Raw genomic sequence first — 26,172 nt, 5'->3', positions numbered from 1 at the left:
CCAGCGTTCGTCCTGAGCCAGGATCAAACTCTCCAACAAAAACTTGTCGAACAGTCATCCCGGCAACAAAAAGTGTTGCCAAAGGAATCCAAGACTGACAAACCTGTAAAGGTTCACCAGTCCGGGGTATAAACAATTTGGCACTGGCTTATCAAGCACCCTGTTGAGTTCTCAAAGAACAACCACACACCACTCGGGCGTCCCGCAATCTGGGAACCCGCTTGGGGCAACTCCTCGACCCTACTCGGCTCACTCCCCGTCGTCAACCCACGTTCGAGGTGATCAACGAATTGCGTTCCGATTCCACGATTACGCACGCCGAATCACGGCGGTCGTTGCTGTCGTGGGAAACCGCAGACCGGCCGATCGCCACTCTGTGGCCATCCGCCCGGCTCCTGCCGGCTTCGAAACTCTACCCGGTCGGCCTCGCGATCGCAACCCCATCTTGGGGCGTCCTCGCACCATCCGGATCCTCAGCCTCGCTCGGCGTCTCCGCCACGAGCCTGATGCCCTTGTCAGCCGGTTTGTCCGGCCTTCCGCGTGCAGAGAGAAAGTTACGCGGCCCGCTCCCAGAAGGCAAATCGGCGTTCGTCGCTGTCCGGAGTGGAACTGCCGCCGTCGTCGTGAGACCCCGCCGACGCCCCGTCCGCGCCGCAGCCCCGCTCCCCCAGTCCGCGGCCGGCAGGCTGCCGGGGACCTTGCGCGGCCGCCGTCGCTACGGCGTGACGGCGGCCGCAGAACTGCCGGTCACGCTCACCCTGCGCACCCGCCCCAAGCCCGAGCGGTCGCCCATTCGTGATGAGAACGTGGGGCCCGAAGGCGGCCCAGGCATGCCAGAGTGTCTGTCATGGCTGACCTCCCGCGTACCGAGGTGACCGTGCTCGCCGAGGACGCGCTGACGGGACTCCTGCTGCCGTTCTGGCAGCTGGTCATCGGCGCCTTCGTGGTCTTCGTCGTCCTGGTCTCGGTGACCCGGCTGGCCAAACGGGGGCGGTCCCGGATGACGACGGCGCTGCTGGTCACAGCCGCCGCAATCGCCGGCCTCGCCGTGGTGGGCGTACTGCTGCAGTAGTGCGCGTCAGAGGCGACGGTTCGCCAGGCTGGGCAGCTCGGTGCGGATGGTGCGCAGCCGGTCGAGATCGAGGTCGGCGACGGCCAGCCCCGGGCCGTCGGGCACCTGGGTGAGCACGGTGCCCCACGGGTCGACCACCATGCTGCGCCCGTAGCAGGTCCGGTTCGGCTCGTGGTCGCCGGTCTGCCCCGCCGCGGCGACGAAGCACTGGTTCTCGATCGCCCGCGCGCGCAACAGCACCTCCCAGTGATCCCGCCCGGTGTGGACCATGAAGGCGGCCGGCACCACGAGCAGCTGGGCGCCGCCGTCGACGACGAGCTGCCGGTACAGCTCCGGGAACCGGAGGTCGTAGCAGATCGACAGGCCGACGCGGAGGCCCTCGACGTCGACGACCACCAGCTGGTCGCCCGGGGCCACGGTGGCCGACTCGAGGTAGGAGACCCGGCCGGGGATCTCCACGTCGTACAGGTGGATCTTGCGGTAGCTGGCGGCGAGCGTGCCGGAGCGGTCGAAGACCAGGGAGGTGTTCCAGGTGCGTTCCGGATCTGGCCCGCGCTCGTGGATCGACCCGGCGATCAACCAGATGCCCAGCCGCCGGGCGATGCCGGCGAAGAACTGACCCACCTCGCCGTCGACCGGCTCCGGCTCGGGCAGCCCCGCCGCGGGGCCGAGGTAGTCGACGAACTCCGGCAGGAGCGCCAGGTCCGCGCCGGCTGCCGCCGCGCGTTCCAGCAGGGCTTCCGCAGCCGCGAGGTTCGCCTTCCGGTCTTCGCGGGAGTTGAGCTGGCAGACGGCGACGCGCATGGAGACAGCGTACGGCCGGAGGGGCGGGTGGCGACAGCGCCGAAGTGCGCTCTCGGGATCGCCGGATCCGCCAGCGCCCTCGCCGGCGGGGGCGGACACGACGCCGCGCCCGACCTGAGCGGACGGGCGCGGCGACGGTGGATCAGGCCGACTTCTCCTCGCGGTCCCGCCGGGCGCGGCGACCGGTGAACTCGCGGGGCACGATCGTCGGGTTGACGTTCTCCAGCACCACCTCGCGGGTGATCAGCACCCGGGCGGCGTCGGGGTTGCTCGGCACCTCGTACATCACGGAGAGCAGGACCTCCTCCATGATCGCGCGCAGGCCGCGGGCGCCGGTGCCCCGCAGCATCGCCTGGTCGGCGATCGCCTCCAGTGCCGGCGACTCGAACTCCAGCTCGACGCCGTCGAGCTCGAAGAGGCGCTGGTATTGCCGGACCAGGGCGTTGCGCGGCTCGGTGAGGATGCGCACCAGGGCGGTGCGGTCGAGGCTGCGCACGTTGGTGATCACCGGAAGCCGGCCGATGAACTCGGGGATCAGCCCGAACTTCAGCATGTCCTCCGGCATGACCTGGCTGAAGATGTCGTCGGTCGACCGCTCGGAGACCGACCGGAGCCGGGCGCCGAAGCCGGTGCCGCCGTGACCGGTGCGGGCCTCGATGATCTGATCGAGCCCGGCGAAGGCACCACCGCAGATGAACAGCACGTTGGTGGTGTCGATCTGGATGAACTCCTGGTGGGGGTGCTTACGCCCGCCCTGCGGCGGCACGTTGGCCACCGTGCCTTCCAGCATCTTGAGCAGCGCCTGCTGGACGCCCTCGCCCGAGACGTCCCGCGTGATCGACGGGTTCTCGGACTTGCGGGCGATCTTGTCGACCTCGTCGATGTAGATGATGCCGGTCTCGGCGCGCTTGATGTCGTAGTCGGCGGCCTGGATCAGCTTGAGGAGGATGTTCTCCACGTCCTCGCCGACGTAGCCGGCCTCCGTGAGCGCGGTGGCGTCGGCGATGGCGAACGGAACGTTCAACATCCGGGCCAGGGTCTGCGCCAGGTGGGTCTTGCCGCACCCCGTCGGGCCGAGCAGCAGGATGTTGGACTTGGCCAGCTCGACGGCGTCACTGCCGGAGCCCGGCGCGCCGGCCGCCTCGGCCTGGATCCGCTTGTAGTGGTTGTAGACCGCGACGGCGAGCGCCTTCTTGGCCTGGTCCTGCCCGACGACGTAGGTGTCGAGGAACTGGCAGATCTCCATCGGCTTGGGAAGCTCTTCCCACTTTACCTCGCCGGACTCGGCCAGTTCCTCCTCGATGATCTCGTTGCAGAGATCGATGCACTCGTCGCAGATGTAGACGCCGGGGCCCGCGATGAGCTTCTTGACCTGCTTCTGCGACTTCCCGCAGAACGAGCATTTCAGTAGGTCGCCGCCGTCACCGATCCGTGCCACCTACGTTCTCCCTGCACTCGTCGGCCGGAGACCCGGCCCTCGCCTGCGGACGTGGAAGCGCCCGCCTCGTTTCACCCGCTCGTGCACCCCGCCGGCGTACCGGTGGAGCGGCACAGACCCGACGTTACCCGCTGGCGGAGGTTTCTCCGACCCCCAAATCGGGTGTGTCAGACGGTCGGCCGGGAGCGGACTCCCGGCCGACCGTGACCCGAGCTTTTCAGCTGGCGGCGTTGGCCGCCAGCAGGCCCTTCTTGCGGCTGGTGAGGATGGTGTCCACCAGCCCGTACTCCTTGGACTCCTCGGCCGTCATGATCTTGTCGCGGTCGATGTCCTTGCGGACCTTCTCGACCGGCTGGTTGCAGTGCCGGGAGAGCATCTCCTCGAGCTGCGTCCGCATCCGCAGGATCTCCCGGGCCTGGATCTCGATGTCCGAGCCCTGCCCGTAGCCGCCCTCGGTGGCCGGCTGGTGGATGATGATCCGCGAGTTCGGCAGCGCCATCCGCTTGCCGGGGGTGCCGGCGGCCAGCAGCACGGCGGCGGCGCTCGCCGCCTGGCCCAGGCAGACCGTCTGGATGTCCGGCCGGACGTACTGCATGGTGTCGTAGATCGCCGTCATGGCGGTGAACGAGCCGCCGGGCGAGTTGATGTACATGATGATGTCGCGGTCCGGGTCGGTGCCCTCGAGCGTCAGCAGCTGCGCCATCACGTCGTTGGCCGACGCGTCGTCGACCTGGACGCCGAGGAAGATGATCCGGTCCTCGAAGAGCTTGTTGTAGGGGTTGGACTCCTTCACCCCGTACGACGTGCGCTCGACGAACGACGGCAGGACGTAGCGGTTGTGCACGGCCGCGAACTGGGGCGGCAGGCTCAGGTCGGTCATCGTCAGCTCCTCAGCTCAGGGTCCCGGCGCCATCCGGAACCTGGGCGGCCCCGATGATCACCTTGTCGATGAAGCCGTAGTCCAGGGCCTCCTGGGCGGTGAACCAGCGGTCGCGGTCGGAATCCGCCTCGATCTGCGCCTGGCTCTGGCCGGTGTGGTGCGCGACCCGCTCCTGGAACATCCGCTTGGTGTAGAGCATCTGCTCCGCCTGGATGGCGATGTCGGACGCGGTGCCGCCGAGACCGCCGGAGGGCTGGTGCATCATGATCCGCGCGTGCGGCAGGGCGTAGCGCTTGCCCTTGGTGCCGGCGCACAGCAGCAGCTGACCCATGGACGCCGCCATGCCCATCGCCACGGTCGAGACGTCGTTGTCGATGAACTGCATGGTGTCGTAGATCGCCATGCCGGAGTAGACCGACCCGCCCGGCGAGTTGATCCAGAGGTTGATGTCGCGGTCCGGGTCCTCCGCGGCGAGCAGCAGGAGCTGCGCGCAGATGCGGTTGGCGACCTGGTCGGTCACCTCGCTGCCCAGGAAGATGATGCGCTCCTTGAGCAACCGGTTGTAGACCGAGTCGTCGAGGTTGCCAATGGTGTCGCCACCGCGGGCATCGATCGCCCGGAGCGGCTTCGCTTGGATGTGCATGTCGGTCATGGCAGCCCTTCGCTCTCCGTACCGTCCTACCCGACACTAACCGCTCAGCCAGATCGCAGAGCGTCGGTCCGGGCAGTGTTCGCTATCAGCGCAGCACCGCCGAGGCGTACCCGAAAAGGGAATCGGCCGCCGTCCACCGCAGGCGGCGGACGGCGGCCTCACCCGACGATCAGTGCTCGTGGTCGTGCGCGTGCTCGGCCTCGCTCTCGGCACGCAGCGCGTCGAGGGTGACCTCGTTGCCCGCCGAGTCCTTGATCTTGATGCGCTCCATGACCGAGGCCAGGGCCTTGCCCCGCCGTACGTCACCGAAGACCGCACCGGCCGCGCCCGAGCGGACCAGCTGGTCGTAGTACTGCTGCGGAGCCATCCCGGCGCGCTGGGCCCGGTGCACGATCTCGTGGCCGAACTCGTCGTCGGAGACCTGCACGTCCTCGGCGTCGGCGAGCGTGTCCAGCAGCAGCTGGACCTTGACGCCCTCGGTCGCCGCCTCGGTCAGCTCGGCGTCGATCTGCTCCTCGGTCTTCTCCTCGGCCGCCAGGTATTCCTCCAGGGAGGCGCCGATCCGCTCCAGCTGGTCGACCATGGCCTGCTTGCGGCTCTCGACCTCCTCGCGGACGATGCCCTCCGGCGCCGGCACCTCGGCGGCGGCCACCATCTGCTCCAGCGCCTTGTCGCGGGCGGCGTAGATCTGCTCGACCCGCTTGCCCCGGGTGACCCGCTCGCGCAGGTCGCCGCGCAGCTCCTCGATGGTGTCGAACTCGCTCGCCATCTGGGCGAACTCGTCGTTGAGCTCCGGCAGCTCCTTCTCCTTGACCGTGCGGACGGTCACCGCCACCTCGGCGTCGCGGCCGGCGAAGTCGCCGCCGACGAGCTGGGTGGTGAAGCTGGTGCTCTCGCCGGCGGCCAGGCCGACGACGGCCTCGTCCAGGCCCGGGAGGAGCTGCTTGCTGCCGACCTCGTGGGAGATGTTGCTGGCGGAGCCGCCCGGCACGTCCTCGCCGTCGACGGTCGCGTTCAGGTCGATCTGGACGTAGTCGCCCTCCTGGGCGGCCCGCTCGACGGTCTTCAGGGTGGCGAACCGCTCACGCAGGTTCTTCACCTGCTCGTCGATCTCGCTGTCGTCGATCTGGAGCTCGTCGACGGTCACCTCGATGGTGGCCGGGTCCGGCAGGGTGATCTCCGGGCGGACGTCGACCTCGGCGGTGAAGTTCAGCGAGTCACCGTCGTTGAACTCGGTGATCTCGACCTCGGGGCGGCCGAGCGTCTTCAGGTCGTGCTCGCGCACGGCGGCGAGGATGTTCTGCGGGATGGCCTCCTGCACCGCCTCGTTGAGGACGGTGCCCCGGCCGACCCGCTGGTCGATCACGGCCGCCGGAACCTTGCCCTTGCGGAAGCCGGGCACCTGGACCTGCTGTCCGATCTCCCGGTACGCCTTCCTGAGGCTCGGCTCGAGCTCGACGAACGGCACCTCGATGGCGAGCCGCACGCGCGTCGGGCTCAGAGTCTCGACGGTGCTCTTCACAGGCGTACTCCTTGACGGATCTCGGTTTTAGTCTGGGCGTGATAAGCCCATCGAGTGTAGGTGAGCCGGCCGGACGCACCGGCAGCGGCCGGGCACCGCACGAGGGGCGACCCCGGCGACCGGCCGCGGACGACAGTCGGGGTGGCGGGATTTGAACCCACGGCCCCTCGCTCCCAAAGCGAGTGCGCTACCAAGCTGCGCCACACCCCGTGGCGACGAGCAGTCTATGCGGTCCCTGCCCGCCGGAGGTGCCGGGGCGTCGCCCAACGCGCCGAAGAGGGACCAATCGGACATATGACACCCCGGGAAACCGCTCGCCGCTCCCCCGGGCGGGATACGGCCGCGCGGGGCCGGCGGGTCATTGGGTACGCTGTCGTCGCGCCCACAGCATCAGGGCGCACGCGGGCGTAGCTCAATGGCAGAGCTTCAGTCTTCCAAACTGACGGTGCGAGTTCGATTCTCGTCGCCCGCTCCAGCAACATCCACAGGTCAAGGCCGGCGCCAGCCGGCGGCCGCATCAGCGGCAGTCGATCAAACCGGCCCGGCAACCGGGCTTCCTTCCGGCCGCCTCCTGGAGCGCGCCACTGCGAACCCGCACAAGGTGGCGGTGGCATCGGAGAGCACCTACTGCCAGATGGCGACGGCTACCGGGGCGTCCGGCCGCCATCTCGACCTGCCACGCGTGCTGCTGCAGCGGAGATGGGCGGGCGGTTGCACGCCGCGCCGCCCCCACCAAGGGGCCGCGACGTAACGCTCGACCGGGCCCGCGAGCCGATCGCCAGCCTGCCAGCCGGACCAGGCGTCCCATGTGGACACGGCTTATTTCACCTACTATCGTTAAGGGCGTGCCAGACGGACCCGTACGGGTGACCGGACCCCTTCTTGCCGTCCTGAACGCCCTGCTCGCCGCAGACGACTACGAGCTGCACGGTTGGGCGATCATGAAGGCAACGGGGAAGTCCGGACCCACCATCTACAAGATCCTGGAGCGGCTCGCCGAGTCAGAGTGGGTGACCTCTCGCTGGGACGAGCACACCGAGCCCGGCAAGCCGCGCCGCCGCTACTACCAGCTCACCGGTCACGGCATCGCCAGCGCCCGGCAGCTGATCGCCCAGCGTGAGGCCAAGGCCGCCCCCGCCGCCCAGACCCGCCTCGCCTTCGGGTGGTGCCAGACTTGAGCAAGTGGGAGATGACCCTCGGCATCGTGTTCGGGCTACTTGTCAACGAGATCACTGACGTCTCGCCCTGGCTCGCGAAGAAGCTGGTCCGGTGGTCGGCCTACCGCTGGACCACCGACCCCGAGGCAGCCGAGACGTACTCCGAGGAGTGGGCGGCGATCATCGAGGAGCGGCCGGGGAAGCTGCTCAAGCTTCTGACCGCCTCGAAGTTCGCTCTCGGGGCAGCCGGCCGGGCGGTACCGAGAGCCGTGAGATCCAACTACGTCAAGGCCAGAAACGCGCTTACCCGCTTCACATCAAAGAAGATCCGGAGAAGGCGCGATCCCAGCAGGGACGCCACCGGACGCAGACACGGCGATCTCCACTCGTTCAATGTCATCCTTCCAGGCGGCAGCACCACGACCAGCACCACTACTCACACCGGATTACTGAGGAGCTTTACACTCGTCGATGTATCCGGATATTTGAAGGATGTCGGTCTACTCGAATATCCAGAAGATGAGGAGCGACCCGGACCGCTAGCGTGAAGCTGACAAGACCGCTTGTTCTTCGTACCCTCGGCCGCCCTGCGCTGGCTTCCATGCGGTCCTGCTTGGTCTCCCCGGGTCTGCTGAGCCAACAAGCCGCGCCGGGGAAGACGGTCGTCGCTCTAGGGTTGCGTCGTGACCTACGACATCCACCTCGTACGGCGCAGGGCCGGCCGGACTCTGTCCGAAACGCTCGATGACATCTCGGCGACGTACGACCCGCAGGAGCCGTCGCTCATGGAGCTCGGGGTGAACGAGCGGACCGCGTGGGAGCGGGTGACACGTAGGGCGGCCACAGAGTTGGGGCCGATCACCGTCGAGGAGTACCCGACCACGCTGACCCTGTGGCGCGACGGACCGTCGACCTTCTACCAACTCGACTACGACGGAACGTCAGCAAGCATCGAGATCCCCTACCGGTATCCGGGAGCAGCGGCGTTGCCTGTCGCCGAGGAGGCGTACCGCCTCGCGCGGATCGTCGAGGAGGAGACCGGGTTGGAGGGCTTCGATGCCGAGGTCGGCCAGGACATTCGACAGGGAGATCCGCAGACCGCCGCGATGAAACTGGGTGGGATCTCCCGGTGGGCAGCGGAGAACCTCTCCGCGAACGCCCCGACTGGACCCGAGCATCCGTGACGGAAGGCGCAGTTCCGACGTCCTGAGGGGCCGATAACGGCGGTCATCGGCTGAGGAACCGCGCCATGGCGTCGCGCAGCTGCCGGTTCGGGTCACGCGGCCTGAGATCAGGGGTGGAGAACGGGGCGTTGGCCATGAGCTGGGTCAAAGTCGCTGCCAGGCGTTTTCGTTCGGCTCGGAGATTCGACCACGCGGCGTCGGGCAGCCGCAGCACGTTGATGAGCAGGTCGCCCGGGTAGTAGTCGCCCTCGGCCAGGGGATCCCGCAGCAGGACCTCTACCGCGAGGGGCAGCAGGGCCGACACCCCGATCTGCTGACCGAGCATGATGCGCAGGTCTTCGACCGTGAACTCCCCCACCGGTTTGCGTCGCAGTTCGGTGCAGCGCCGGACGAGCGAGGTGCCGTCCGGGCCGGGGTCCGGCCACACGTCGCGCTCAAGCTGCTCGATGGTCGTCACGGCGGTCAGGGTAGTCAGACCACCCCATCTCGGGGTGACTGCCGCCCATAGCCCAAGATGAACCCACCCCTCTCCCGGGCGGACTTCCACGGCCGTCCGAGATCGTCGGCCATGATCTGCAACAGGCAGGGCCTGGGCGGACATGGTGTGGTGTGACGCAGAGAATGCCGCCGCCGGACGAGGAACTGTGTTCCTTGATCACTGCCGGCGACGAGATGGCCTTCGGCTGGCTCTTCGACCGGCACTCCCGCGCGGTCTACAACCACGCATTCCGCCTGACCGGGTCGTGGACGACGGCTGAGGACGTCACCCAGGCGACCTTCCTGGTCGCGTGGCGCCGCTGCGGTGACGCTCATCTGGTGGACGGCTCGGTGCTGCCATGGCTACTGGTCGTGACCACCAACGGAGCGCGTTCGGAGTGGCGGTCGGCCCGACGATGGCTGGCGTTGTTACGCCGGTTGCCGACAGAACGACAAGCTGACGGTGATCTCGCCGATGACGTCGCCGCACGGCTGGACGATGAGCGGCGCATGCGCGGGGTCCTCGCCGTCGTACGCCGGCTCTCGCCGGCCGAGCGGGAGGCTGTGGCGCTGTGCCTGTGGTCGGGCGTCTCGTACGCCGACGCGGCGGCTGTGCTGGGAATCAGCGAGGTAGCGGTGCGCTCCCGGATCAGTCGTGCCCGTAGCCGCCTGGCCCGTCTGCTGCCCGACGAGATCAAGGAGGGGAAGCGGTGAACGAGATCCCTGAGCTGCCCGCGGAGCGGGACCTGCCCCCGGCTGCGACGCGGAGGATGCGGGCCGACCTCCTCCGTATGGCCCGCCAGCGCCCGGTCCGCCTGCCACGGCTGAGGATCGCCGTGGCCGGAGTCGCCCTGCTGGCCGTAGCCGCAGGCGTGACGGCTGTCTGGCGCGGGTCGGGTGGGCCGGAGGTCCAGGCGCTGGCAATGGGGCCGGGCGAGCTGTCACCGACGCTACGGGACGCGGCCGAGCGATGCCTGACCTGGCACGAGCGGGGACCTGAGCCGGCTGCGGGTAAGGACCCGGTGAGGTTTTCGTTGACCGACCTGGCCGTGGCGACAGAGCGTGGATCCCGCGCACTGGTGCTGTTCATGAACGACGTCGGCTACGCGACGTGTGACGTGCGGGCGGCCGGACCGCGCCGGGAGCCCTCCGGCGGGCTGTCGGCCGATCGCTGGCCGCATGGCGAATGGTTACCCGGCCCCGTGCAGAGACTCCTGCTGACGTCCACCGAGCACGACGGCGGCGACGTCAGCGTCAGCGGCCGGGTCAGCGGACGCGTGAACCGACTGGTGCTCGACCACGGCGACGGCCGTACCACTGCCGCACGTCTCTCCGGCGGGGCGTTCGGCCTGATGACGACGGGTGCCCGGCTGCGGGCCGACGACCGTCCCGAGCTGATCAGCTACGACGACCGGGGAGCAGTGCTCGACAGACGCCCGCTGTTTCAGGCCGAGAACCAGCTCGACCGCTGCTACACCACGCCGTCCGGGGCCCTGATCTACGGCAGATCGGCCACGAACTGCCTGCCAGCCGAAGCGTGGCGGCGGTAGGTGTGGCGACGACGACGAACGCGTCAGGCCGAGATGCGGCCTGACGCGATCTCGGTACGCCGGTGGGGTGCTACCCGGATGCGGTCGGCTCTCTCAGCCGCAGGGAACCGCTTGGCGCAGGGCCACGGCCTGGCTGACCGCGAACGCTCCGACCTCGACGGCCACCGCGGCGACGAGCAGGGTGAAGGCACCGTCCCACGGCGGGACCGCGGCGAACGCGGCGAGCAGCGTGGCCGCGACGACGTTGGCGATGAGCACCACCATCAGCCACGGGCGGAGCCTGGGACGCCGGGCGACGCGGTGGAGCAGGAACGCCCACACGCCGACACCGACCGCGATCGCGATGGTCACCGCCGGGGGTACGGACAGCCGCTCGGACAGCGGATTCACGAAGAGGATCAGCGACAGCGCGGCCACCGCGCAGTAGATCGAGTCGAGCTGCAACGAGAGCCGTCCCGCAGGCCTTGTCCGCATGGCCGAGACGGTACCGCAGCCGTCGCGCGCCGGAGCTGTTCACCTCCGTCACCGTGGTCGGGCATCCGGCGGGTCTGCCGAACCGCCGTGATCACATCCGGCGCGGACTCCCGACGGGTTCCGCCGACGCGCCAGTGCCAGGACGACGAGCAGTGGCGGTACGGCGAGCGCGGCGTACCACCACGGCGGTGCGGCGAACGGGGACGGACGCGGCTCCGGGCCACCGTACGCGGCCCGGGCCAGCAGGTCGCCGGGCACCTCGACGTCGCTGACGCCGCCCGGGGCGGTCAGCAGCACCTGCTCACCGCCGTGGGCGGAGACCGCCGCGAGAACGGTGTGCCGCTTCGCGTGGTCCGCCTCCTGCGACTGGCGCTCCACCACCGGTTCGCCGTTGCGCCAGGCGACCAGCTCCACGGCCGAGCCGCGAACCGGGGTGACGCCGTCGACCGGGCGGCCGGTGGCCGCGTCGAGGTACTCGATCCGCCACGAGCGCCGGAGCAGCTCGGCGGTGTCGACGCACCGGGCGCAGCCGTCGTACGTCAGCAGGGCGATCCGGCGTCCGTCGGGGCTCCAGGCGCCCCGGCCCGCCAGCTGCCGCTGCTCGCCCAGCTCGACCTGCCAACGCACCCCGCCCCCGACGGGGTCGATCACCACCAACCGTTGCCGCTCGGAGGCCTCAGCGGTCGGGTCGGCCCGGCCCGTCACGGCGAGCAGCGACCCGTCGGGGGACCAGGCCGCCCTGCTGTGGCTGGCGAACGTGCCGACCGGGATCACCCGCTCCGCCCCGCTCCAGGGATCGACGGTGAGCAGGTCGTCAGGCTTCGACGGGTCGTCGAGCTGCTGGTTGTCCGGCCCGTACGCGATCACGGTGTCGTCGTTGTCCCTGGTGAACAGGACCTGCCCGCCGTGCGGGGACCAGGCCAACGGGCGCAGGCCCGGCCGGTGCGCGGGCCGTTCGTCGCCCGTCCGCAGGTCGACGAGGCTGCCGGTACCGGGGCGCAGGTACCACCTGCCGTCCGACGAGAGCAGCCCGTGCTGCTCGCCCACGCTGATCGGCAACAGCCGGTAGCCGCCGGCCCGGCCGACCACGACCCCGGTGGACTCGAAGTAACGGGTGTGCGCGGTGAAAAAGAGCACCGAGGCCGGGCCGACCGGGTGCTGCCCCACGGTCGCCTGCCACAGCCACGGATCCCGTACGCGGCTCGGGACGGCCTCGGCGGGAGCCGCGTCGGCCCGCGCGGCGAGCCAGCCGGGCGTCTGCCCGGCGACGATGACGACGGCCGCCGCGGCGATGACGGTTGCGACGGCCGATGCTCGGCGCTTGGGCATGGCTCCATTAGACCGGAGCCGAGCGGGACCGGGGGACGCCGAGGCCGTCGACAAATCCGAGAGCTTCCGAGCGGCTTGTGCGCGTACCCTGCCGGGGTGGAAATTGACGGTCTTCCCACTGCCGAGTTCGCGTTCCCGGGGCCGCTGCGGGACCAACTGGTGAGCGCGATCCTGTCCGGCGCGAAGACCTCCACGTCCGGCCTCGTGCTCAGTTACGAGCGTACGGGCGAGCCGATGCCAGAGGTGGGCGAACGCTCGGCGGTGCTCGACTCGGCGGGCCGGCGGGTCGCGGTGATCGAGGTGACCGAGGTACGCGTGGTCCGGCTCGCCGACGTCGACCTGCGACACGCCCTCGACGAGGGCGAGGGGTACGGGTCGGTGGCGCAGTGGCGGGCCGGGCACGAGACGTTCTGGCACAGCGCGGAGGTACGCGAGGAACTCGGCGATCCGGGCTTCACCGTCGACGACGACACCCCGGTGCTGGTCGAGCGCTTCCGGCTGGTGCACGTCGTCTGATCCGCCGGTCAGGGCGGGATCGGCGCGGATGCGGCTGCTGCGTACGATGCGGGACCGGGCATCCCCTCGTCCCGCGGAGGTAACGGCAGATGGCAGGCCAGCACGAGGGGTACGCCCTCGGCGTCGACCTCGGCACGTCCCACACCGTCGCCGTGCTGCGTCGGCCCGACGGGCACACCCGCCCCCTGCTCGTGGACGGACAGCCGATCATCCCCTCGGGCGTGTACGCCGACGCGGACGGGCTGCTGCACGCCGGCCGGGACGCCCAGCGGCTGGCTCGTACCGACCCGGGCCGGTACGAACCGAACCCGAAGCGGCGCGTCGACGAGCCCACGGTGCTGCTGGGTGATCGCCGGTACCGGCCGGCCGAGCTGCTGGCCGCCACGCTGCACGCGGTGGCCCGGGCGGCCGTAGAGGCGGTCGGGTTCCTGCCCCCGGCGGTGCTCACCTGCCCCGCCACCTGGGACGACGCCCGACGTCAGGTGCTGGCCGACGCGCTCGCGGCGGCCGGCTGGCCGTCGGCGGCCGAACACACGCTCTCCGGTCCCACGCCGCCGGGCACCCGGCTGCTGCGGGAGCCGGTGGCCGCCGCCCGCTACTACACCCAGGTGCTGCGCCGCCCGGTGCCGGTGGGCGGGACGATCGCGGTCTTCGACTTCGGCGCCGGGACGCTGGACGTCGCGGTGCTGCGCAACGAGGGCGCCGATCCGTGGGGCGACTCCGGGTTCACGGTCGTCACGGCGGGCGGCGCCGACGACCTCGGTGGCCTGGACGTGGACGCGGCCCTGCTGGGTCGGCTCGGCGAGCTGGTCGCCGAGGCGCACCCGGCCCGGTGGGCGCGGCTGACCCACCCGGAGTCCGCGACGCAGTGGCGGGAGCGCCACGAACTCTGGGAGAACGTCCGGGGCGCCAAGGAGATGCTGTCGCGGGTCCCCGCCGCCCCGGTGGCCGTACCGGGGGTGGAGGCGGCGGTCACGCTCACCCGGGCCGACCTGGAGCGGGTGGCCGCGCCGCTGCTGGGCCGGGCGGTGGCCGTGACCCGGGAGGTGATCGGCGCGGCCGGTCTCGACCCGCAGCAGCTCTCCGGCCTGTTCCTGGTCGGCGGCGCCACCCGGATGCCGATGGTGGCCCGACTGCTGCACGCCGAGCTGGGCGTCGCCCCGACGGTGCTGGAGCAGCCGGAACTGCCGGTGGCCGAGGGGGCACTGACCGACCTGCCCCTGCCCCGGCGCGCCCGGACCGCCGACGCCTTCGCCGCTCCGGCGCAACACGCCGCCCCGGCGCAACCGGCCGGAGCGGCACCACCCGATCCCGCCGCCCCGACGCAGCCGGCCGGGGCCGCACCACCCGATCCCGCCGCGCCGGCACCGCCCGCCGCGCCGGGCGACGGGGACGGCAACGCGCCGACGGTGCCCGCCGGCCCGACACCCACGCCGACCGCCGTCGCCGGGCCCGAGGGCGTCACGCCGGCCATGCCCGGCGGGCTGACGCCGACCATGGTCGCCGGCCCGCCGACCGCGTCCGCCGCGCCGCCACCGGCCACCCTGTTCGCACCGCCGGGCGCTGTCCCGTCGCAGTCCGCACCGTGGACGCCGGCCGCCGACCCGTCGCCGGGCGCGCCGGCCGGAGGCACCGCGCCCTACGCGCCCCCGGGAGGCACCACGCCGTACGCGTCGCCGTGGGCGCCGGCGGCGGACCCGGCCTCGGGCGTACCGGCCGGAGGCACCGCACCGTACGCGGCGCCGGGCGGGGCCTGGCCCGGCGTACCCGGCTCCGGGATGCCGGTGTCGCCGGCACCCGGCGGCCGGGGCGGACCGGGGCGCCCCCGACGCCGGGCGCTCTGGATCTCGCTGGCCGCCGTCCTCGCGCTCGCCGGCGTGGCGACCGCGGCGGTGCTGTACCTGACCCGGGACCGCTACCCCGCCCTGGAGTTCCGCACCGTCGACCTCGTCGCCCGGGTCCCCGCCGGCACGCAGCGGCCGACGGACATGTTCACGGCGGTCCTCGGCGACCGGGCCTATCTCGGGTATCCGCTCGACGACAGGCGGCTGGAGGTGGTGGCGGTCGACGCCGGCACCGGCGCGGTGAAGTGGCGGAAGCAGACCGGGGTGTCCGCCGAGCGGTGGAAGGGGATCGTCGCGGTCCCCGGCGCGGTCGCGGTCTTCGCCGACGCCATCGGCGACGACAACCCGCGGGACCTCGTGCTGCTCGACGGCGCCTCCGGCGACCAGCGGTGGCGCCGGTCGATCCTGGGCAACGACGACGTGATCTTCGGCGACGGCGTCGCGGTGCAGGTGGACCGCGCCGGGAAGCGGCTGGTCGGGCTGCGCCTCGGCGACGGCGGGGAGGCCTGGACGCTGCCCAGCCCGCGCGACGAGTACGACAACGCCCGGACCCGCGTCCACCGGGTCGGCAACGACAAGGCGCGGGGCGGCCCGGCCTTCCTCGACGGCTCCCCGCGCGATCCCTGGCGCGGGGACGTCAGCCGGATCGTGCAGGTGGGCGCGGACCGGTCCGTGCGGCTGATCGACATGGGCAACGGCCGGGTGCTCCGCAGCCGCGCCGGGGTGGCCGACCACGACGACCTGGTGGTGGCGCACGAGGACCGGCTCTACGTGGCCCGCGACGACGCCGGTTACCAGTTGCTCGCGTACGACCTGACGAGCGACGCCCAGCCGAAGGTGCTGTACACCGCCAGGGACGACAAGCGCCGGCCGGAGGCGCTGGTGCCCTGCGGCGAGCGGCGGGCGTGCCTGCTGGAGGTCGCGGGCGGCGACGACGAGACCGCCGAGGTGGTGGCGGCGACCGAGGAGAAGGTCACCACCTGGAAGGCGCCGGAGGCGGAGGTGCTGGTGCCGCTCGGCGAGCACGTGCTCGCCCGGCGGACGTCCCCGAGGTCGGCCGGCACGCTGTTCGCCCCCGACGGTCGCGCGGTGCTGTCCGACCGGGGCGGGGTGGCGGTCCGGCTCGACGCGGGCAACCTGCTGCTCTTCGCCGACCCGCCCAGCTCGGGCGAGGACGACCGCAGCGTCGCCGGGCTGTCGGTGGGCTCGGGCGAGGTGAGCGAGCTGGGCCAGTTGGAGGACGTCCGCAGCGACACCTGCTCGTGGAACACCAGCGTGGTCGTCTGCGGCGCCGGGAGGGAGCGCGGGGACGCCGGGGCGCAGTCCCCGTACGGCTTCGTGCTCTACCGCTTCGCCGAGTAGCCGACAGACCAGATCCATTTAGATGGATCTATATAGCCGATAGCCTCCTTCCAACGGCCAGGTTGCCCCGCCTCCCGGTCACGAGCCGGCGCGGGGCCGACAGGAGGAGGACCGGCAGATGACACTTCCCCGTACCCGGAGATGGCGGGCCCGCTCGGTGGGCGTACTCGCCGCCGCCGCGCTCGTCGCCGCGATGGGCGTCCCCGCCGCGGCGAGCCCGGCCACCGGCGAGATCCTGCACGCCGGTGCCGCGAACGCCACGACCGACGGATACGTCGTGGTGCTCAAGGCTGAGGCGCTGGGCTCCGCCGGCGACCGGCGGGCCGCCGTCACGACCGCCGCCGGGCGGCTGGCCGACCGCTACGGGGCCACCGTCGACCGCGTCTACGGGCACGCGCTCAACGGATTCGTGGCACACCTGCCCGAGCGCGCGGCCCGCCGGCTCGCCGCCGACCCGGCGGTGGCGTACGTGGAGCGGGACCGCGTGGTCACCCTCGTCGGGCCGGGCGTGCAGCTCAACCCGCCGTCGTGGGGGCTGGACCGGATCGACCAGCGCCACCTGCCGCTCGACGGCCGGTACGCCTACCCGAACACCGCGCACAACGTGCACGCGTACGTCATCGACACGGGCACGCGGAGCACGCACACCGACTTCGGCACCCGGGCCGGCGGCGGCGTCGACCTCGTCGACGGCGGCCCGGCGGACGACTGCAACGGCCACGGCACCCACCTCGCCGGCACCATCGGCGGCACCCGGCACGGGGTGGCCAAGGAGATCCAGCTACGGCCGGTACGGGTGCTCAACTGCGCCGGCAGCGGCACCTTCTCCCAGGTGATCGCGGGCGTCGACTGGGTCACCGCGAACGCGGTGCGCCCGGCGGTGGCGCTGCTGGCCCTCGGCGGCGCCGCCAGCACGGCGCTGGACAACGCGGTTAACCAGTCGATCGCGTCCGGCGTCACCTACGTCGTCACGGCGGGCAGTTCGAACGCCAACGCCTGCAACTACTCCCCCGCGCGGGTGGCGGCGGCGCTGACCGTGGCAGGCACCACCAGCACCGACGCCCGGATGCCGAGCGGGAACTACGGCAGCTGCCTCGACCTGTACGCCCCCGGCGCCACCATCACCTCCACCTGGCACACCGGCGACGCGGCGGTGGCCGTCCTCAGCGGCGGCTCGATGGCCGCCGCGCACGTCGCCGGCTGCGCAGCGCTCGCCCTCTCGACGAATCCGACCTGGAGCCCCGCCCAGGTGGCGGCCTACCTGATCGGCAGGGCGACGACCAGCGTGGTCACCGGGGTGGTCAGCGGCACGGCGAACCGCCTGCTCTACTGCGGCCCCTGACCGCGCAGCCCGACGCCCGACCGCGCGGCCCGACGCACCGGCGGGCCGCGCGGCCCGGCCACGCTCGCGACGCCCCGACGACGACACCGGCATCGGCAGCGGTCGACCCTTGTCCCGGCGGGGCTCGCCGACTACCTTTTGATCGATGATCGACTATCTGGTCATCGGCGGGGGCATCGCGGGCGCCAGTGCCGGACACCACCTCGCCGCGTACGGGACCGTGGTGCTGCTGGAGACGGAACAGGTGCCCGGCCAGCACTCCACCGGCCGGTCGGCCGCCACGTTCTCCGAGTACTACGGCGGACCGGCGGTGCGCGCGCTGACCCGGGCCAGCCGGCGCTTCCTCACCGCGCCGCCGCCCGGATTCAGCGAGCACCCGCTGCTCACCCCGCGCGGCGTACTCACCCTCTGCCCGCCCGGCGGCGAGAAGGCCTTCGAGGCGGCCCTGCACGACGGGGCCGAGGTCGACCCGCCCGCCCGCGAGATCGACGTCGCCGAGCTGCCCCGGCACTGCCCCGTCGTGCGGCCGGAGTGGTGCCTGCGGGCGATGGTGAAACCGGCCGTACGGGACCTCGACGTCGCCGCGCTGCACCAGGGCTACCTGCGGGGCGTCCGGGCGGCCGGGGGGCGGGTCGTGTGCGGCGCCCGGGTCCGCCGGCTGCGGCGCGCCGGCGACGGGTGGCAGGCGACCACGGACGCCGGCGAGTTCACCGCCCGGGTCGTCGTCAACGCGGCCGGCGCCTGGGCCGACGAGGTGGCGACGGCCGCCGGCGTACGACCGATGGGGTTGACGCCGCTGCGGCGCACCGCCTTCCTGGTGGACGCGCCGGCCGGCGTCGCGTCGGCGCACTGGCCGATGGTCGGCGACGTCGACAGCAACTTCTACTTCAAACCGGAGTCGGGACGCCTGCTGGTCTCCCCCTGCGACACCACCCCCGTGCCGCCCGGCGACGCCCGCCCCGACGACCTCGACGTGGCGATCGGCGTCGACCGGGTGCAGGCGGCGACCACGCTGGACATCCGGCGCGTGCACCAGGCCTGGGCCGGGCTGCGGACCGCCGCCCCGGACGACGTGCCCGTGATCGGCCCGGCGCCCGACACGCGGGGCTTCCTCTGGATGGCCGGGCTCGGCGGCTACGGGGTCCAGACCGCGCCCGCGGCGGGCGCCCTGCTCGCCGCGCTGGCGGTCGACGAGACGCCGCCCGTCGACCCCGCGCCCTTCTGCCCCTCCCGCCTCCCCTGACGTCTCGTCGGGCGGTGCCGACCCGGAAGGCCCGGCGGTGCCGACCCGGAAGGCCCGGCGGTGCCGACCCGGAAGGCCCGGGCAACCCGCCCCGGACCGGGAGCGCCGTCCCCCGCCTCGCGGCGCGCCCGACCCCGCCCGGACGGCCCGGGAGCGCCGTCCCCGCCGCCCGGCGTGCCCGATCCCGCCCGGGCGGACCGCCGCCGTGCACGAGGTCGGCGGCGGTCGGAGAGCCGGACGGGATCGGGGGTGGCCGGTCAGCCGGGGTGCTGGTCCACCAGGGAGCGGCGGGGCAGCATCGTCAGCGCCGAGATGGCGGCCGACACCAGCGCCGCCACCAGCATCACCTGGAAGACCGCCGGGTAGCCGGCGACGCTGGCGACCAGGCCGGCCAGCGGAGCCCCGGCGACCAGGCCGATGTCCCAGAACGAGGTGAACGCGCCGAGCGCCGCCCCCTGGTGGGCCGGGTCCGTGCGGTTGATCACCAGCAGGGCCAGCGCCGGGAAGAGCAGCGAGAGCCCGGCGCCGACCACGAGCCCGCCGATGATCGCGACCAGCAGGTTCGGCGCGACCGCGACGAGCAGCAGCCCGACCGCCTCCACCAGGGCCGACCCGACGGCCACCCGGCCGGCGCCGAGCTTGTCTGGCAGCCCGCCCACGAAGAGCCGGACGCCGATATAGGTGAAGCCGAACGCGTTGAACGCGGCGATGCCGTTCTCGACGCCCCGCTCGGCCAGGTGCAGCGCCACGAACGCGGCCAGCGCGGCGTAGCCGAACCCGGCCAGGGAGAGCGCGACGCCCGGCGCCACCGCGCTGCGCGGCAGGATGCCTGCCGGGCCCGCCGCACTCGCCTGCTCCGGCCCGGGCCGGACGGCCACGAGCGCCGCCCCGGCCAGCGCCGCCACGATCGTGAACAGCCACACCGCCGGATAGCCGGAGGTACGCAGCAGCACCGCGCCGAGCAGGGCGCCCAGCGTGATGCCCAGCCACATGTGGATGCCGTACAGGCCGACGACGCGGCCCCGCCGGTCGGCCGGCGCGAGCGCCACCAGCCAGGCCGCGCCGGCGGTGTAGACGGCCGCCTCGCCCACCCCGTGCAGGACCCGGACGCCGACCAGTACGCCGACGTTGCCGGCCACCAGGTAGGCCGCCCCGGCGGCGGCGCACACCACCGCCCCGCCCAGCATCACCGTCCGGTACCCGTGCCGGTCACCGAACCGACCGGCGATGGGCCGGGCGATCACGGCGGAGACCGCGATCGCGGCGATCACCACCCCCACCTCGACCCGGTTGCCGTCCAGCTCGTCGAGCACGTAGAACGGCAGCACGGCCAGGGACGCGCCCACGCCGAGCAGGCACAGGAAGATGGCGGCGAAGAGCGGCACGATGGGCCGGTAGAACGCAAGTTTCCCGCCGGTCGTGGTCATGCGGTGACGCTCCTAGGCCGGTACGACGTGGAAGAAGTGGGTCGGCAGGTGCACGGCCAGGCCCTCGTGGATCTCGGCGCAGACGGCCGGACCGTCCGTGGCGAAGGTGCCCGGCGGCGGGGTGTCGACGCGGATCGCCGAGCGCCCGGCGTCCAGCAGTCGGGCCGCCATCGCGAAGTCGCCCACCACCGCCTCGCCCGGCGCCACCATCCGCGTACGGCTGATCTGGACGCCGTTGCGGGTCAGGTCCGTCAGGAAGGAGCCCTTCCCGAGCAGGTGGGTGTAGTAGTCCCGCGGGTTGACGATCATCGCGTGCGGGGTGGCGCCGGTCTGCTCGATCTCGTCGCAGGCGGCGAGCAGGCCGCTCAGCCAGTCGTGCCGGTACGGCAGCCGCCCGATCTCCGGGTGCCGCAGCAGGCCGCCCTCGCCGATGGTCAGCGCCTGGTTCTCCGCCGTGGCGAGGCGGACCAGCAGCCGGTAGTCGATGAAGACGGCCAGCGCCTCCGGGTCGTCGGCGAGTTCCTCGGGGATGCGTACCCAGGCCCGGATCGGGTGCACGCCGGCCGTGGCGGTGCCGAACCGGAAGGCGGCCTCGCGGCGCAGCCCCGACTCGTGCACCGCGGCGGCCTCCGCCGCCTCGGGCCGGCCCTCGCACCAGAACCGCACCGGGTCCATCCCGACCGACCGCTTGCGGAACAGGTTGCGGACGGTCACCCGGGGCCGTTCCTTGGTCGGCTGGAAGGCGTCCGTGATGGTGTAGTCGAAGCGCACCTCGGCGCCAGCGGGATCATCGGCGTACGCGCGGGCGAACAGCTCGCCGGGCGACAGGGTCGACGACGCGGTCACGGGCGGCGCGGCGGTGGTGGTCATGAGTCCTCTCCGATGCAGATGGCGTGCCGGATCAGCCGCTGGTAGAAGGGCTGGTGGTGGTCGTGGTACGACCGCAGGGTGTCGTTGTTGGCGACGGTCACCTCGAAGGACTTCTCGACCGGAGAGAAGCCCGAGGTGCGTTCGACGTCGAGGTGCCACTTGCGGGTGCGCTGCCACTCGGTGCGCTCCCCCGGCGCCCAGTTCAGCGCCTCCGGCAGGAACGGCAGCCCGACGGCCTCGCACCAGGCCGACACCGTCTCGCCGGGGTTGCGCAGCAGGTCCTCGGCCCGGATCACCACGGGCGGCCGGTGCGCGGTCCGGCGGACCAGGTCGAACAACTCCCACTGGTGCTCGTAGCCGATCTCCGGGCAGGTCACGGTCGGCTTGATCGCGTAGTGCGAGCTGATCGTGCGGGCCGGGTCGCGGACGATGAAGGTGTGCGTGACGTCCGCGATCGCCCCGGGATCGGCGAACAGGTGCTCGTAGCGGTATTCGAGCGTGTCCTTGACGAAGACCGTCCGGTCCCGGCCCAGCTCCCGCAGGTGCGCGACGACCTCGGACGCGTCGGTCACGGTGACGGTGCCGCCGTCGACGGCGGGCAGCTCGACGTGCCCCTCGTCGACGAGGGTGACGAGGGGCTCGTGGACGACGGTGACGTCACCGCGGGCGATCATCATGCGCAGGAACGCGGTGGAGAGCGCCCGGGGATGCGCCCACATGGCGATCACCGGCATGCCGGCCTCCCGTACCGCGTCGTCCGCCGCCCCGGCACGGCCCCGCGGCGGGCCGCGCTCACTGCGACCACGACGTGGGCTTGCGGTCCCACCGGTGGCCGCGCAGCGTCTCCAGCACCCCGGCGTCCAGCGGTACGCCGTCGCTGACGGCCAGGTTGGCGCGGACGTGCTCGACGCGGCGCATGCCGGGGATCACCGTGCTCACCGCCGGGTGGTGCAGGATGAACCGCAGCGCCAGCTCCGGCATGGTCATGCCCGCCGGTACGTCGGCGGCCAGCCGCTCGGCGCGCTCCACGCTGGGCAGCAGGTTCTCCGGCCCGAAGTAGGTGCTGCGCCAGTCCTCCTCCGGCCAGGTGCTGTCAGCGGTCAGCGTGCCGGTCAGCGTCCCCTCGTCGAACGGGACCCGGGCGATGATCGCGATGTCGTCCCGCTGGGCGCGCGGGAACAGCTCGTCCTCCGGCGCCTGGTCGAAGATGTTGTAGATCACCTGCACGACGTCGATCAGGCCGGTGTCGAGGGCGGCGTGGCAGTTCGTCGGCTCCCAGCGGTTGACGCTGATCCCCACCCCGTCGACCACGCCCTCCCGCTTGAGGTCCGCGATCGCCTCCTGCCAGCGGCCGTCGGCGGCCCAGCGGTCCTCCCAGACGTGGAACTGGAGCAGGTCGATCCGGTCCACGCCGAGGTTCTCGAGGCTGCGGTGCGTGTACTCGCGGATGTGCTCGGCCGGGAAGACGTCGTCGAGGGAGTCCTGCGGGCCGGGCGGCCACTCGCGGTTCTTCGGCGGGATCTTCGTGGCCAGGTAGAGCCGGCGGTCCGGGTGCCGGCGCACCAGGCCGCCGAGGAGCTGCTCGCTGACGCCCCGGCCGTAGACCCAGGCGGTGTCGAAGAAGTTGCAGCCCTGTTCCACCGCCTCGTCCAGACAGGCCGGTGCGGTGTCGTAGTCCCAGCCGGTGAAGCCGCCCGGCCCCCCGCCGATGCCCCACATGCCGTACCCGACCTCGCTGACCTGCCAGCCGAGCCGGCCCATCCTGCGGTATCGCAATTCCACTCCCTCATCCGTGCCGGTCACCGCGCCGCGCGCGGCCGGTCACCCTGGTCCCGCCGGCAGCAGCAGCCGGTCGGCGTCCCGGCGCACGTGCTCGCCCAGCCAGGCGCGGTAGGCGCCGACGGACGGCCCGAGCCGGTGGTCGGTGAAGCCCCGCCGCCGTTCCAGCGCGGCGCAGCCGTCGCGCCGGAACAGCCGGGGATTGTCGGTGAGCAGCCTCGCGAAGATCGCGCGCAGCCGCTCCTCGTCGGTGCCCACACCGGGCGGGAAGAGGGCCAGCAGCACGGCGGCGTCGCGGTCGCCCCCGGCCGCCGCGTCGCGCAGCCCCGCCAGGAACCGCGCGCAGCTCACCCGGGGCAGGGCGTCCGCGCCGCCCAGCGGCAGGTCGGTGAAGTCGACGCTCACGGGGTGCAGGACGTTCAGCGTGGCGCCCCACTGGCGCGGGTCGACCACGGTGGCGACGATGCGCCGGGCGGCCCAGTCCACCGGCGTCCAGTCGGAGCGCACGGGCGCGTCGGGGCGCATCCGCAGCCGGTGGCAGGCCGCCAGCAGCAGATGGGTCAGGGCCCGGGGATTGGGGTGCCCGTCGTCGGCCGCGGGCATCACCTCGCCGAGGCGCAGCACCGTGACGGTCGCGCCGCGCCGCCGGGCGTCGTCGAGGTACCGCTCCGCCACCCACTTCGACCGGCTGTAGCCGCTGGTCGGCGGGACGGCGAGGGCCGGGTCGTACGTCTCGGGCAGCGGCTCGGCGTGGCGGGCGGCCTCGCTGTCGAGGACGCCGAGGGTGGAGACGTGGTGCAGCGGCTTCGGTCGGCCCGTCAGGCAGAGCCGGAGCAGCTCGGCGGTGCCGAGGACGTTCGCGGCCCGGTGCGCCCGGTAGTCGAACAAAAAGTTGACCAGCGCCCCGGCGTGCAGCACGAGATCGCAGTCGTGGGCCAGGCGGGCCCAGGCCTCCGGGGTCAGCCCGAGGGCCGGGCTGCCGAGGTCTGCCGCGTACCCGTGCAGGCGCAGGCCGTGGCCGGGCCGCCACAGGCCCCGCTCGGCCAGCGCCCGGACGACGCGGGCGGTGGCCTCGGCGTCGTCGGCCGCGCGGGCCAGGCACAGCACCCGGACGTCGGTGGTGGCGAGCAGTTCGTGGACCAGGCGTGCGCCGACGAAGCCGGTGGCCCCGGTGACCAGGACCGTACGCGGCACGCGGCGCCGACCGACCGGGCGGATGGGCAGGTCGGCCGGGACCACCGCGTCCCGCCGCACTAGGTCGTCCTCGGTCTCGGTGGGGTCGGCCGTGCGCAGTCGCACGGCGAGCGCGCGGGCGAGCCGGGCGGCGTTGCGGTGCGTGAACAGGTCCTGCACGCCGACCCGCAGGCTCTGGTCCGCGCCGAGCGCGGTGACCACGTCGAGGGCCTGGAGCGAGTCGCCCCCGGCGTCGAGGAAGTCGGCGTCCGCGTCGAGGTCGGGCCGGCCGAGGACCGTCCGGAACACCCCCAGCACCCGCTCCGGCAGGGTCCGCGCGTCGGCGGGCACGGCCGGCGGGCGCGACCGCTCGGCGAGCGTACGCTCCAGCCAGCTCTCCAGCGCCCGCCGGTCCACCTTGCCGTTGCCGGTCAGCGGCAGCGCGTCCCGTACGACGACGTGCCGGGGCACGTGGGCGCGGGGCAGCAGCCGGCGCAGGTGCGCGCGCACCTGCGGCTCGGTCACCTCCGCGTCGGCGGCGAGGAAGAGGGCCAGCGACTTGCCCCGTTGCTCGCGGGCCAGCAGGACCTTCGCCTGCCGTACGCCGGGCAGCCGGGTGGCGGCGGCCTCGATCTCACCCGCCTCGATCCGCACGCCGTTGACCTTGAGCTGGTGGTCGCGGCGGCCGGCGAAGTGCAGGCGGCCGTCGGCGGCGATCCGGCCGAGGTCGCCGGTGCGGTAGAGCCGTGGGCCCGGGATGCCGGGCAGCGGGTTGGGCACGAACACCTCGGCCGTCCGGGCCGGGTCGCCGACGTAGCCCTCGCCGAGGCACACGCCGCCGATGACGATCTCGCCGGTCTCGCCGGGCGGCAGGGGCCGCAGCTCGTCGTCCACCACGGCGGCGTGGCAGTTGTCGATGGGCCGGCCGATGGGGATGACGTCGCCGTCGGTACGGGAGACGGTGTGGAAGATCATGCCGATCGACGCCTCGGTCGGGCCGTAGCCGTTGGTGACCGCCACTCCCGGCACCAGCTCGACCAGCCGGTGCACCGCCCACGGGTCGATCTCCTCGCCGCCGACGATCACGTTGCGCAGCGAGGCGACGCCCCGCCGGGCGGCCGGATCCCGGTCCAGGACCGAGACCAGCGCGCCGAGCACGCTCGGCACGAAGTCGGTCATCGTGACGGCCTCGTCGGCGATCGTCCGGACGGTCCGCTCCACGTCGAGGAAGCCGCCCTCGACCGGCACCACCGTGCGACCGCCGGTGGTCAGTGGCCAGAACATCTGCCACACCGAGGAGTCGAAGGTGTGCCGGCTGTTCTGGAGCACCACCTCGGCACCCGTGGCCGCGAAGTGGCGGGTCATGAACACCAGCCGGTTGGCGATCCCGTCGTGCCGGTTCAGCGCGCACTTCGGCGTACCGGTGGTGCCGGAGGTGAAGATGCCGTAGATCAGGTCGGCCGGGCCGAGCGGCACGCCGGGCCGGCGGCGGGTCGGCGTGACGTCGTCGAGGTCCACCGGCAGGCAGGGGACGTCGCCGGTGTCGGGGCGGGGGTCGGCGCCGCGTACCACCGCGAGCCGGGGCCGGATCACCCGCAGCGAGGCGTGCAGCCGGTCCACCGGCCAGCCGGGATCGACGGGTACGAAGGCGGCGCCGAGCTTCATCAGCGCGAGGTCGACGACGGGCAGTTCGAGCCCGTCGGCGAGCAGGACGGGCACCAGGTCGCCCCGGCGGATCCCCCGCGTGGCGAGGGTGGCGGCGACGCCGTTGGCCAGGTCGTCGAGTTCCCGGTAGGTCAGCGAGCGGCCCCGGAACGACACCGCCCGGCGCTGCGGGTGCAGGTCGACGCGCTGTTCGATCATGGCCGGCACCGGCAGGAAGGACCCGTCGTGCTGTGACGCGGCCCCGACGGCCGCCGGAGGCGTGGCGGTGTACCGGTACGTCGTCCCGTCGCAGACGGAAGCCGCCGCCGCGGATCCGGTGTCGCCCGCCGTCATCACGCCTCCTGTCCCCGAGCCCGCCCGGCCAGTGCACCGCAGAAGGGACGAATCCGCACCGACGCACGGCAAGGCAACT

At 72.5% G+C, this 26,172-nt stretch carries 23 protein-coding genes and 2 tRNA genes; 11 read left to right on the top strand and 14 right to left on the bottom strand.

Going from position 1 to position 26,172, the window contains the following annotated elements; genetic code table 11:
* The first annotated feature begins 847 nt into the window (after positions 1-847).
* On the top strand, positions 848-1,072 hold the full coding sequence (locus ACGFIR_RS21240; RefSeq protein WP_392999354.1) for a hypothetical protein: 225 nt from the start codon (positions 848-850) through the stop codon (positions 1,070-1,072).
* Positions 1,073-1,078: 6 nt separating this feature from the next.
* Here the strand turns inward: ACGFIR_RS21240 and ACGFIR_RS21235 are convergent, their stop codons facing one another.
* The 6 genes from ACGFIR_RS21235 to ACGFIR_RS21210 form a co-directional block, all read right to left on the bottom strand.
* The gene (locus tag ACGFIR_RS21235) at positions 1,079-1,876 is read right to left on the bottom strand and encodes a carbon-nitrogen hydrolase family protein (RefSeq protein ID WP_393146584.1); all 798 of its coding nucleotides are present in this window, start codon (positions 1,874-1,876) and stop codon (positions 1,079-1,081) included.
* A 142-nt stretch (positions 1,877-2,018) separates the two neighbouring features.
* On the bottom strand, positions 2,019-3,314 hold the full coding sequence (gene clpX, locus ACGFIR_RS21230) for an ATP-dependent Clp protease ATP-binding subunit ClpX (RefSeq protein WP_393146582.1): 1,296 nt from the start codon (positions 3,312-3,314) through the stop codon (positions 2,019-2,021).
* A 217-nt stretch (positions 3,315-3,531) separates the two neighbouring features.
* Positions 3,532-4,194 (bottom strand): ATP-dependent Clp protease proteolytic subunit, encoded by a 663-nt coding sequence (locus ACGFIR_RS21225; protein ID WP_392999350.1) that lies wholly within the window; start codon positions 4,192-4,194, stop codon positions 3,532-3,534.
* Positions 4,195-4,204: 10 nt separating this feature from the next.
* Entirely contained in the window at positions 4,205-4,846 is a 642-nt protein-coding gene (locus ACGFIR_RS21220) for an ATP-dependent Clp protease proteolytic subunit (RefSeq protein ID WP_091628855.1), read from the bottom strand.
* A 169-nt stretch (positions 4,847-5,015) separates the two neighbouring features.
* Positions 5,016-6,368: a trigger factor gene (tig, locus tag ACGFIR_RS21215; RefSeq protein WP_392999348.1), complete on the bottom strand. Its 1,353-nt coding sequence runs from the start codon at positions 6,366-6,368 to the stop codon at positions 5,016-5,018.
* 136 nt (positions 6,369-6,504) lie between these two features.
* Positions 6,505-6,578, bottom strand: a tRNA-Pro gene (locus ACGFIR_RS21210).
* Between the two features lie 191 nt (positions 6,579-6,769).
* Here ACGFIR_RS21210 and ACGFIR_RS21205 point away from each other — a divergent pair.
* The 4 genes from ACGFIR_RS21205 (at position 6,770) to ACGFIR_RS21190 (ending at position 8,709) form a co-directional block, all read left to right on the top strand.
* Positions 6,770-6,843: transfer RNA gene (locus tag ACGFIR_RS21205), tRNA-Gly, on the top strand.
* A gap of 370 nt (positions 6,844-7,213) precedes the next feature.
* A complete protein-coding gene (locus ACGFIR_RS21200; protein ID WP_392999330.1) occupies positions 7,214-7,546 on the top strand; it encodes a PadR family transcriptional regulator in 333 nt (110 codons plus the stop codon).
* Positions 7,543-8,073: a hypothetical protein gene (locus ACGFIR_RS21195; RefSeq protein ID WP_393146580.1), complete on the top strand. Its 531-nt coding sequence runs from the start codon at positions 7,543-7,545 to the stop codon at positions 8,071-8,073. The genes ACGFIR_RS21200 and ACGFIR_RS21195 overlap by 4 nt, the downstream gene beginning before the upstream one ends.
* Positions 8,074-8,208: 135 nt before the next feature.
* Positions 8,209-8,709, top strand: a complete 501-nt coding sequence (locus ACGFIR_RS21190; RefSeq protein WP_393146578.1) for a hypothetical protein — start codon at positions 8,209-8,211, stop codon at positions 8,707-8,709.
* Between the two features lie 43 nt (positions 8,710-8,752).
* On the opposite strand, the gene ACGFIR_RS21185 is transcribed toward ACGFIR_RS21190, so the two are convergent.
* Positions 8,753-9,166, bottom strand: coding sequence for a contact-dependent growth inhibition system immunity protein (locus ACGFIR_RS21185; protein ID WP_392999325.1), 414 nt, complete (start codon positions 9,164-9,166; stop codon positions 8,753-8,755).
* Between the two features lie 194 nt (positions 9,167-9,360).
* Between ACGFIR_RS21185 and ACGFIR_RS21180 the strand changes: the two genes are divergently transcribed.
* On the top strand, positions 9,361-9,900 hold the full coding sequence (locus ACGFIR_RS21180) for an RNA polymerase sigma factor (RefSeq protein WP_393146576.1): 540 nt from the start codon (positions 9,361-9,363) through the stop codon (positions 9,898-9,900).
* Between the two features lie 320 nt (positions 9,901-10,220).
* On the top strand, positions 10,221-10,736 hold the full coding sequence (locus ACGFIR_RS21175) for a hypothetical protein (protein ID WP_393146574.1): 516 nt from the start codon (positions 10,221-10,223) through the stop codon (positions 10,734-10,736).
* 93 nt (positions 10,737-10,829) lie between these two features.
* On the opposite strand, the gene ACGFIR_RS21170 is transcribed toward ACGFIR_RS21175, so the two are convergent.
* On the bottom strand, positions 10,830-11,210 hold the full coding sequence (locus ACGFIR_RS21170) for a hypothetical protein (protein ID WP_392999319.1): 381 nt from the start codon (positions 11,208-11,210) through the stop codon (positions 10,830-10,832).
* A 48-nt stretch (positions 11,211-11,258) separates the two neighbouring features.
* The gene (locus ACGFIR_RS21165; RefSeq protein WP_393146572.1) at positions 11,259-12,539 is read right to left on the bottom strand and encodes a TolB family protein; all 1,281 of its coding nucleotides are present in this window, start codon (positions 12,537-12,539) and stop codon (positions 11,259-11,261) included.
* Between the two features lie 96 nt (positions 12,540-12,635).
* On the opposite strand from ACGFIR_RS21165, the gene ACGFIR_RS21160 reads away from it, so the two are divergent.
* The 4 genes from ACGFIR_RS21160 to ACGFIR_RS21145 all read left to right on the top strand — a co-directional run bounded on the left by ACGFIR_RS21160 (position 12,636) and on the right by ACGFIR_RS21145 (position 18,846).
* Positions 12,636-13,055 (top strand): ASCH domain-containing protein, encoded by a 420-nt coding sequence (locus ACGFIR_RS21160; protein WP_393146570.1) that lies wholly within the window; start codon positions 12,636-12,638, stop codon positions 13,053-13,055.
* An 89-nt stretch (positions 13,056-13,144) separates the two neighbouring features.
* Entirely contained in the window at positions 13,145-16,261 is a 3,117-nt protein-coding gene (locus ACGFIR_RS21155) for an Hsp70 family protein (RefSeq protein WP_393146568.1), read from the top strand.
* A gap of 118 nt (positions 16,262-16,379) precedes the next feature.
* Positions 16,380-17,603 carry a S8 family peptidase gene (locus ACGFIR_RS21150; protein WP_393146566.1) on the top strand — a complete coding sequence of 408 codons (1,224 nt, stop codon included), beginning with the start codon at positions 16,380-16,382 and terminating at the stop codon, positions 17,601-17,603.
* Positions 17,604-17,748: 145 nt separating this feature from the next.
* A complete protein-coding gene (locus ACGFIR_RS21145) occupies positions 17,749-18,846 on the top strand; it encodes an NAD(P)/FAD-dependent oxidoreductase (protein WP_392999311.1) in 1,098 nt (365 codons plus the stop codon).
* A gap of 257 nt (positions 18,847-19,103) precedes the next feature.
* Here ACGFIR_RS21145 and ACGFIR_RS21140 read toward each other — a convergent pair whose 3' ends face one another.
* The 5 genes from ACGFIR_RS21140 to ACGFIR_RS21120 are packed head-to-tail and all read right to left on the bottom strand — an operon-like array spanning position 19,104 to position 26,093.
* Complete coding sequence (locus ACGFIR_RS21140) at positions 19,104-20,273, bottom strand: MFS transporter (protein ID WP_393146564.1); 1,170 nt, start codon at positions 20,271-20,273, stop codon at positions 19,104-19,106.
* A gap of 12 nt (positions 20,274-20,285) precedes the next feature.
* The gene (locus tag ACGFIR_RS21135) at positions 20,286-21,143 is read right to left on the bottom strand and encodes a family 3 encapsulin nanocompartment shell protein (RefSeq protein ID WP_393146562.1); all 858 of its coding nucleotides are present in this window, start codon (positions 21,141-21,143) and stop codon (positions 20,286-20,288) included.
* Positions 21,140-21,877, bottom strand: a complete 738-nt coding sequence (locus tag ACGFIR_RS21130) for a hypothetical protein (RefSeq protein ID WP_393146560.1) — start codon at positions 21,875-21,877, stop codon at positions 21,140-21,142. Before ACGFIR_RS21130 ends, ACGFIR_RS21135 begins: the two co-directional genes overlap by 4 nt.
* 58 nt (positions 21,878-21,935) lie before the next feature.
* A complete protein-coding gene (locus ACGFIR_RS21125; RefSeq protein ID WP_392999303.1) occupies positions 21,936-22,925 on the bottom strand; it encodes an aldo/keto reductase in 990 nt (329 codons plus the stop codon).
* 39 nt (positions 22,926-22,964) lie between these two features.
* Positions 22,965-26,093 carry an amino acid adenylation domain-containing protein gene (locus tag ACGFIR_RS21120; protein ID WP_393146558.1) on the bottom strand — a complete coding sequence of 1,043 codons (3,129 nt, stop codon included), beginning with the start codon at positions 26,091-26,093 and terminating at the stop codon, positions 22,965-22,967.
* Between the last annotated feature and the right edge of the window lie 79 nt (positions 26,094-26,172).

Origin of the sequence: Micromonospora sp. NPDC049051, assembly GCF_043197575.1 — a bacterium.
Taxonomy (GTDB): Bacteria; Actinomycetota; Actinomycetes; order Mycobacteriales; family Micromonosporaceae; genus Micromonospora.
This window is presented reverse-complemented; position numbering and strand designations above follow the sequence as displayed.

What these genes read in the sequence shown, in the direction of transcription:
- ACGFIR_RS21225 (WP_392999350.1), bottom strand. Translation starts at nt 4,194, where the DNA reads ATGACCGACCTGAGCCTGCCGCCCCAGTTCGCGGCCGTGCACAACCGC.
- ACGFIR_RS21220 (WP_091628855.1), bottom strand. Translation starts at nt 4,846, where the DNA reads ATGACCGACATGCACATCCAAGCGAAGCCGCTCCGGGCGATCGATGCC.
- ACGFIR_RS21240 (WP_392999354.1), top strand. Translation starts at nt 848, where the DNA reads ATGGCTGACCTCCCGCGTACCGAGGTGACCGTGCTCGCCGAGGACGCG.
- ACGFIR_RS21165 (WP_393146572.1), bottom strand. Translation starts at nt 12,539, where the DNA reads ATGCCCAAGCGCCGAGCATCGGCCGTCGCAACCGTCATCGCCGCGGCG.
- ACGFIR_RS21155 (WP_393146568.1), top strand. Translation starts at nt 13,145, where the DNA reads ATGGCAGGCCAGCACGAGGGGTACGCCCTCGGCGTCGACCTCGGCACG.
- ACGFIR_RS21140 (WP_393146564.1), bottom strand. Translation starts at nt 20,273, where the DNA reads ATGACCACGACCGGCGGGAAACTTGCGTTCTACCGGCCCATCGTGCCG.
- ACGFIR_RS21130 (WP_393146560.1), bottom strand. Translation starts at nt 21,877, where the DNA reads ATGCCGGTGATCGCCATGTGGGCGCATCCCCGGGCGCTCTCCACCGCG.
- ACGFIR_RS21170 (WP_392999319.1), bottom strand. Translation starts at nt 11,210, where the DNA reads ATGCGGACAAGGCCTGCGGGACGGCTCTCGTTGCAGCTCGACTCGATC.
- ACGFIR_RS21135 (WP_393146562.1), bottom strand. Translation starts at nt 21,143, where the DNA reads ATGACCACCACCGCCGCGCCGCCCGTGACCGCGTCGTCGACCCTGTCG.
- ACGFIR_RS21145 (WP_392999311.1), top strand. Translation starts at nt 17,749, where the DNA reads ATGATCGACTATCTGGTCATCGGCGGGGGCATCGCGGGCGCCAGTGCC.
- ACGFIR_RS21120 (WP_393146558.1), bottom strand. Translation starts at nt 26,093, where the DNA reads ATGACGGCGGGCGACACCGGATCCGCGGCGGCGGCTTCCGTCTGCGAC.
- ACGFIR_RS21235 (WP_393146584.1), bottom strand. Translation starts at nt 1,876, where the DNA reads ATGCGCGTCGCCGTCTGCCAGCTCAACTCCCGCGAAGACCGGAAGGCG.
- ACGFIR_RS21150 (WP_393146566.1), top strand. Translation starts at nt 16,380, where the DNA reads ATGACACTTCCCCGTACCCGGAGATGGCGGGCCCGCTCGGTGGGCGTA.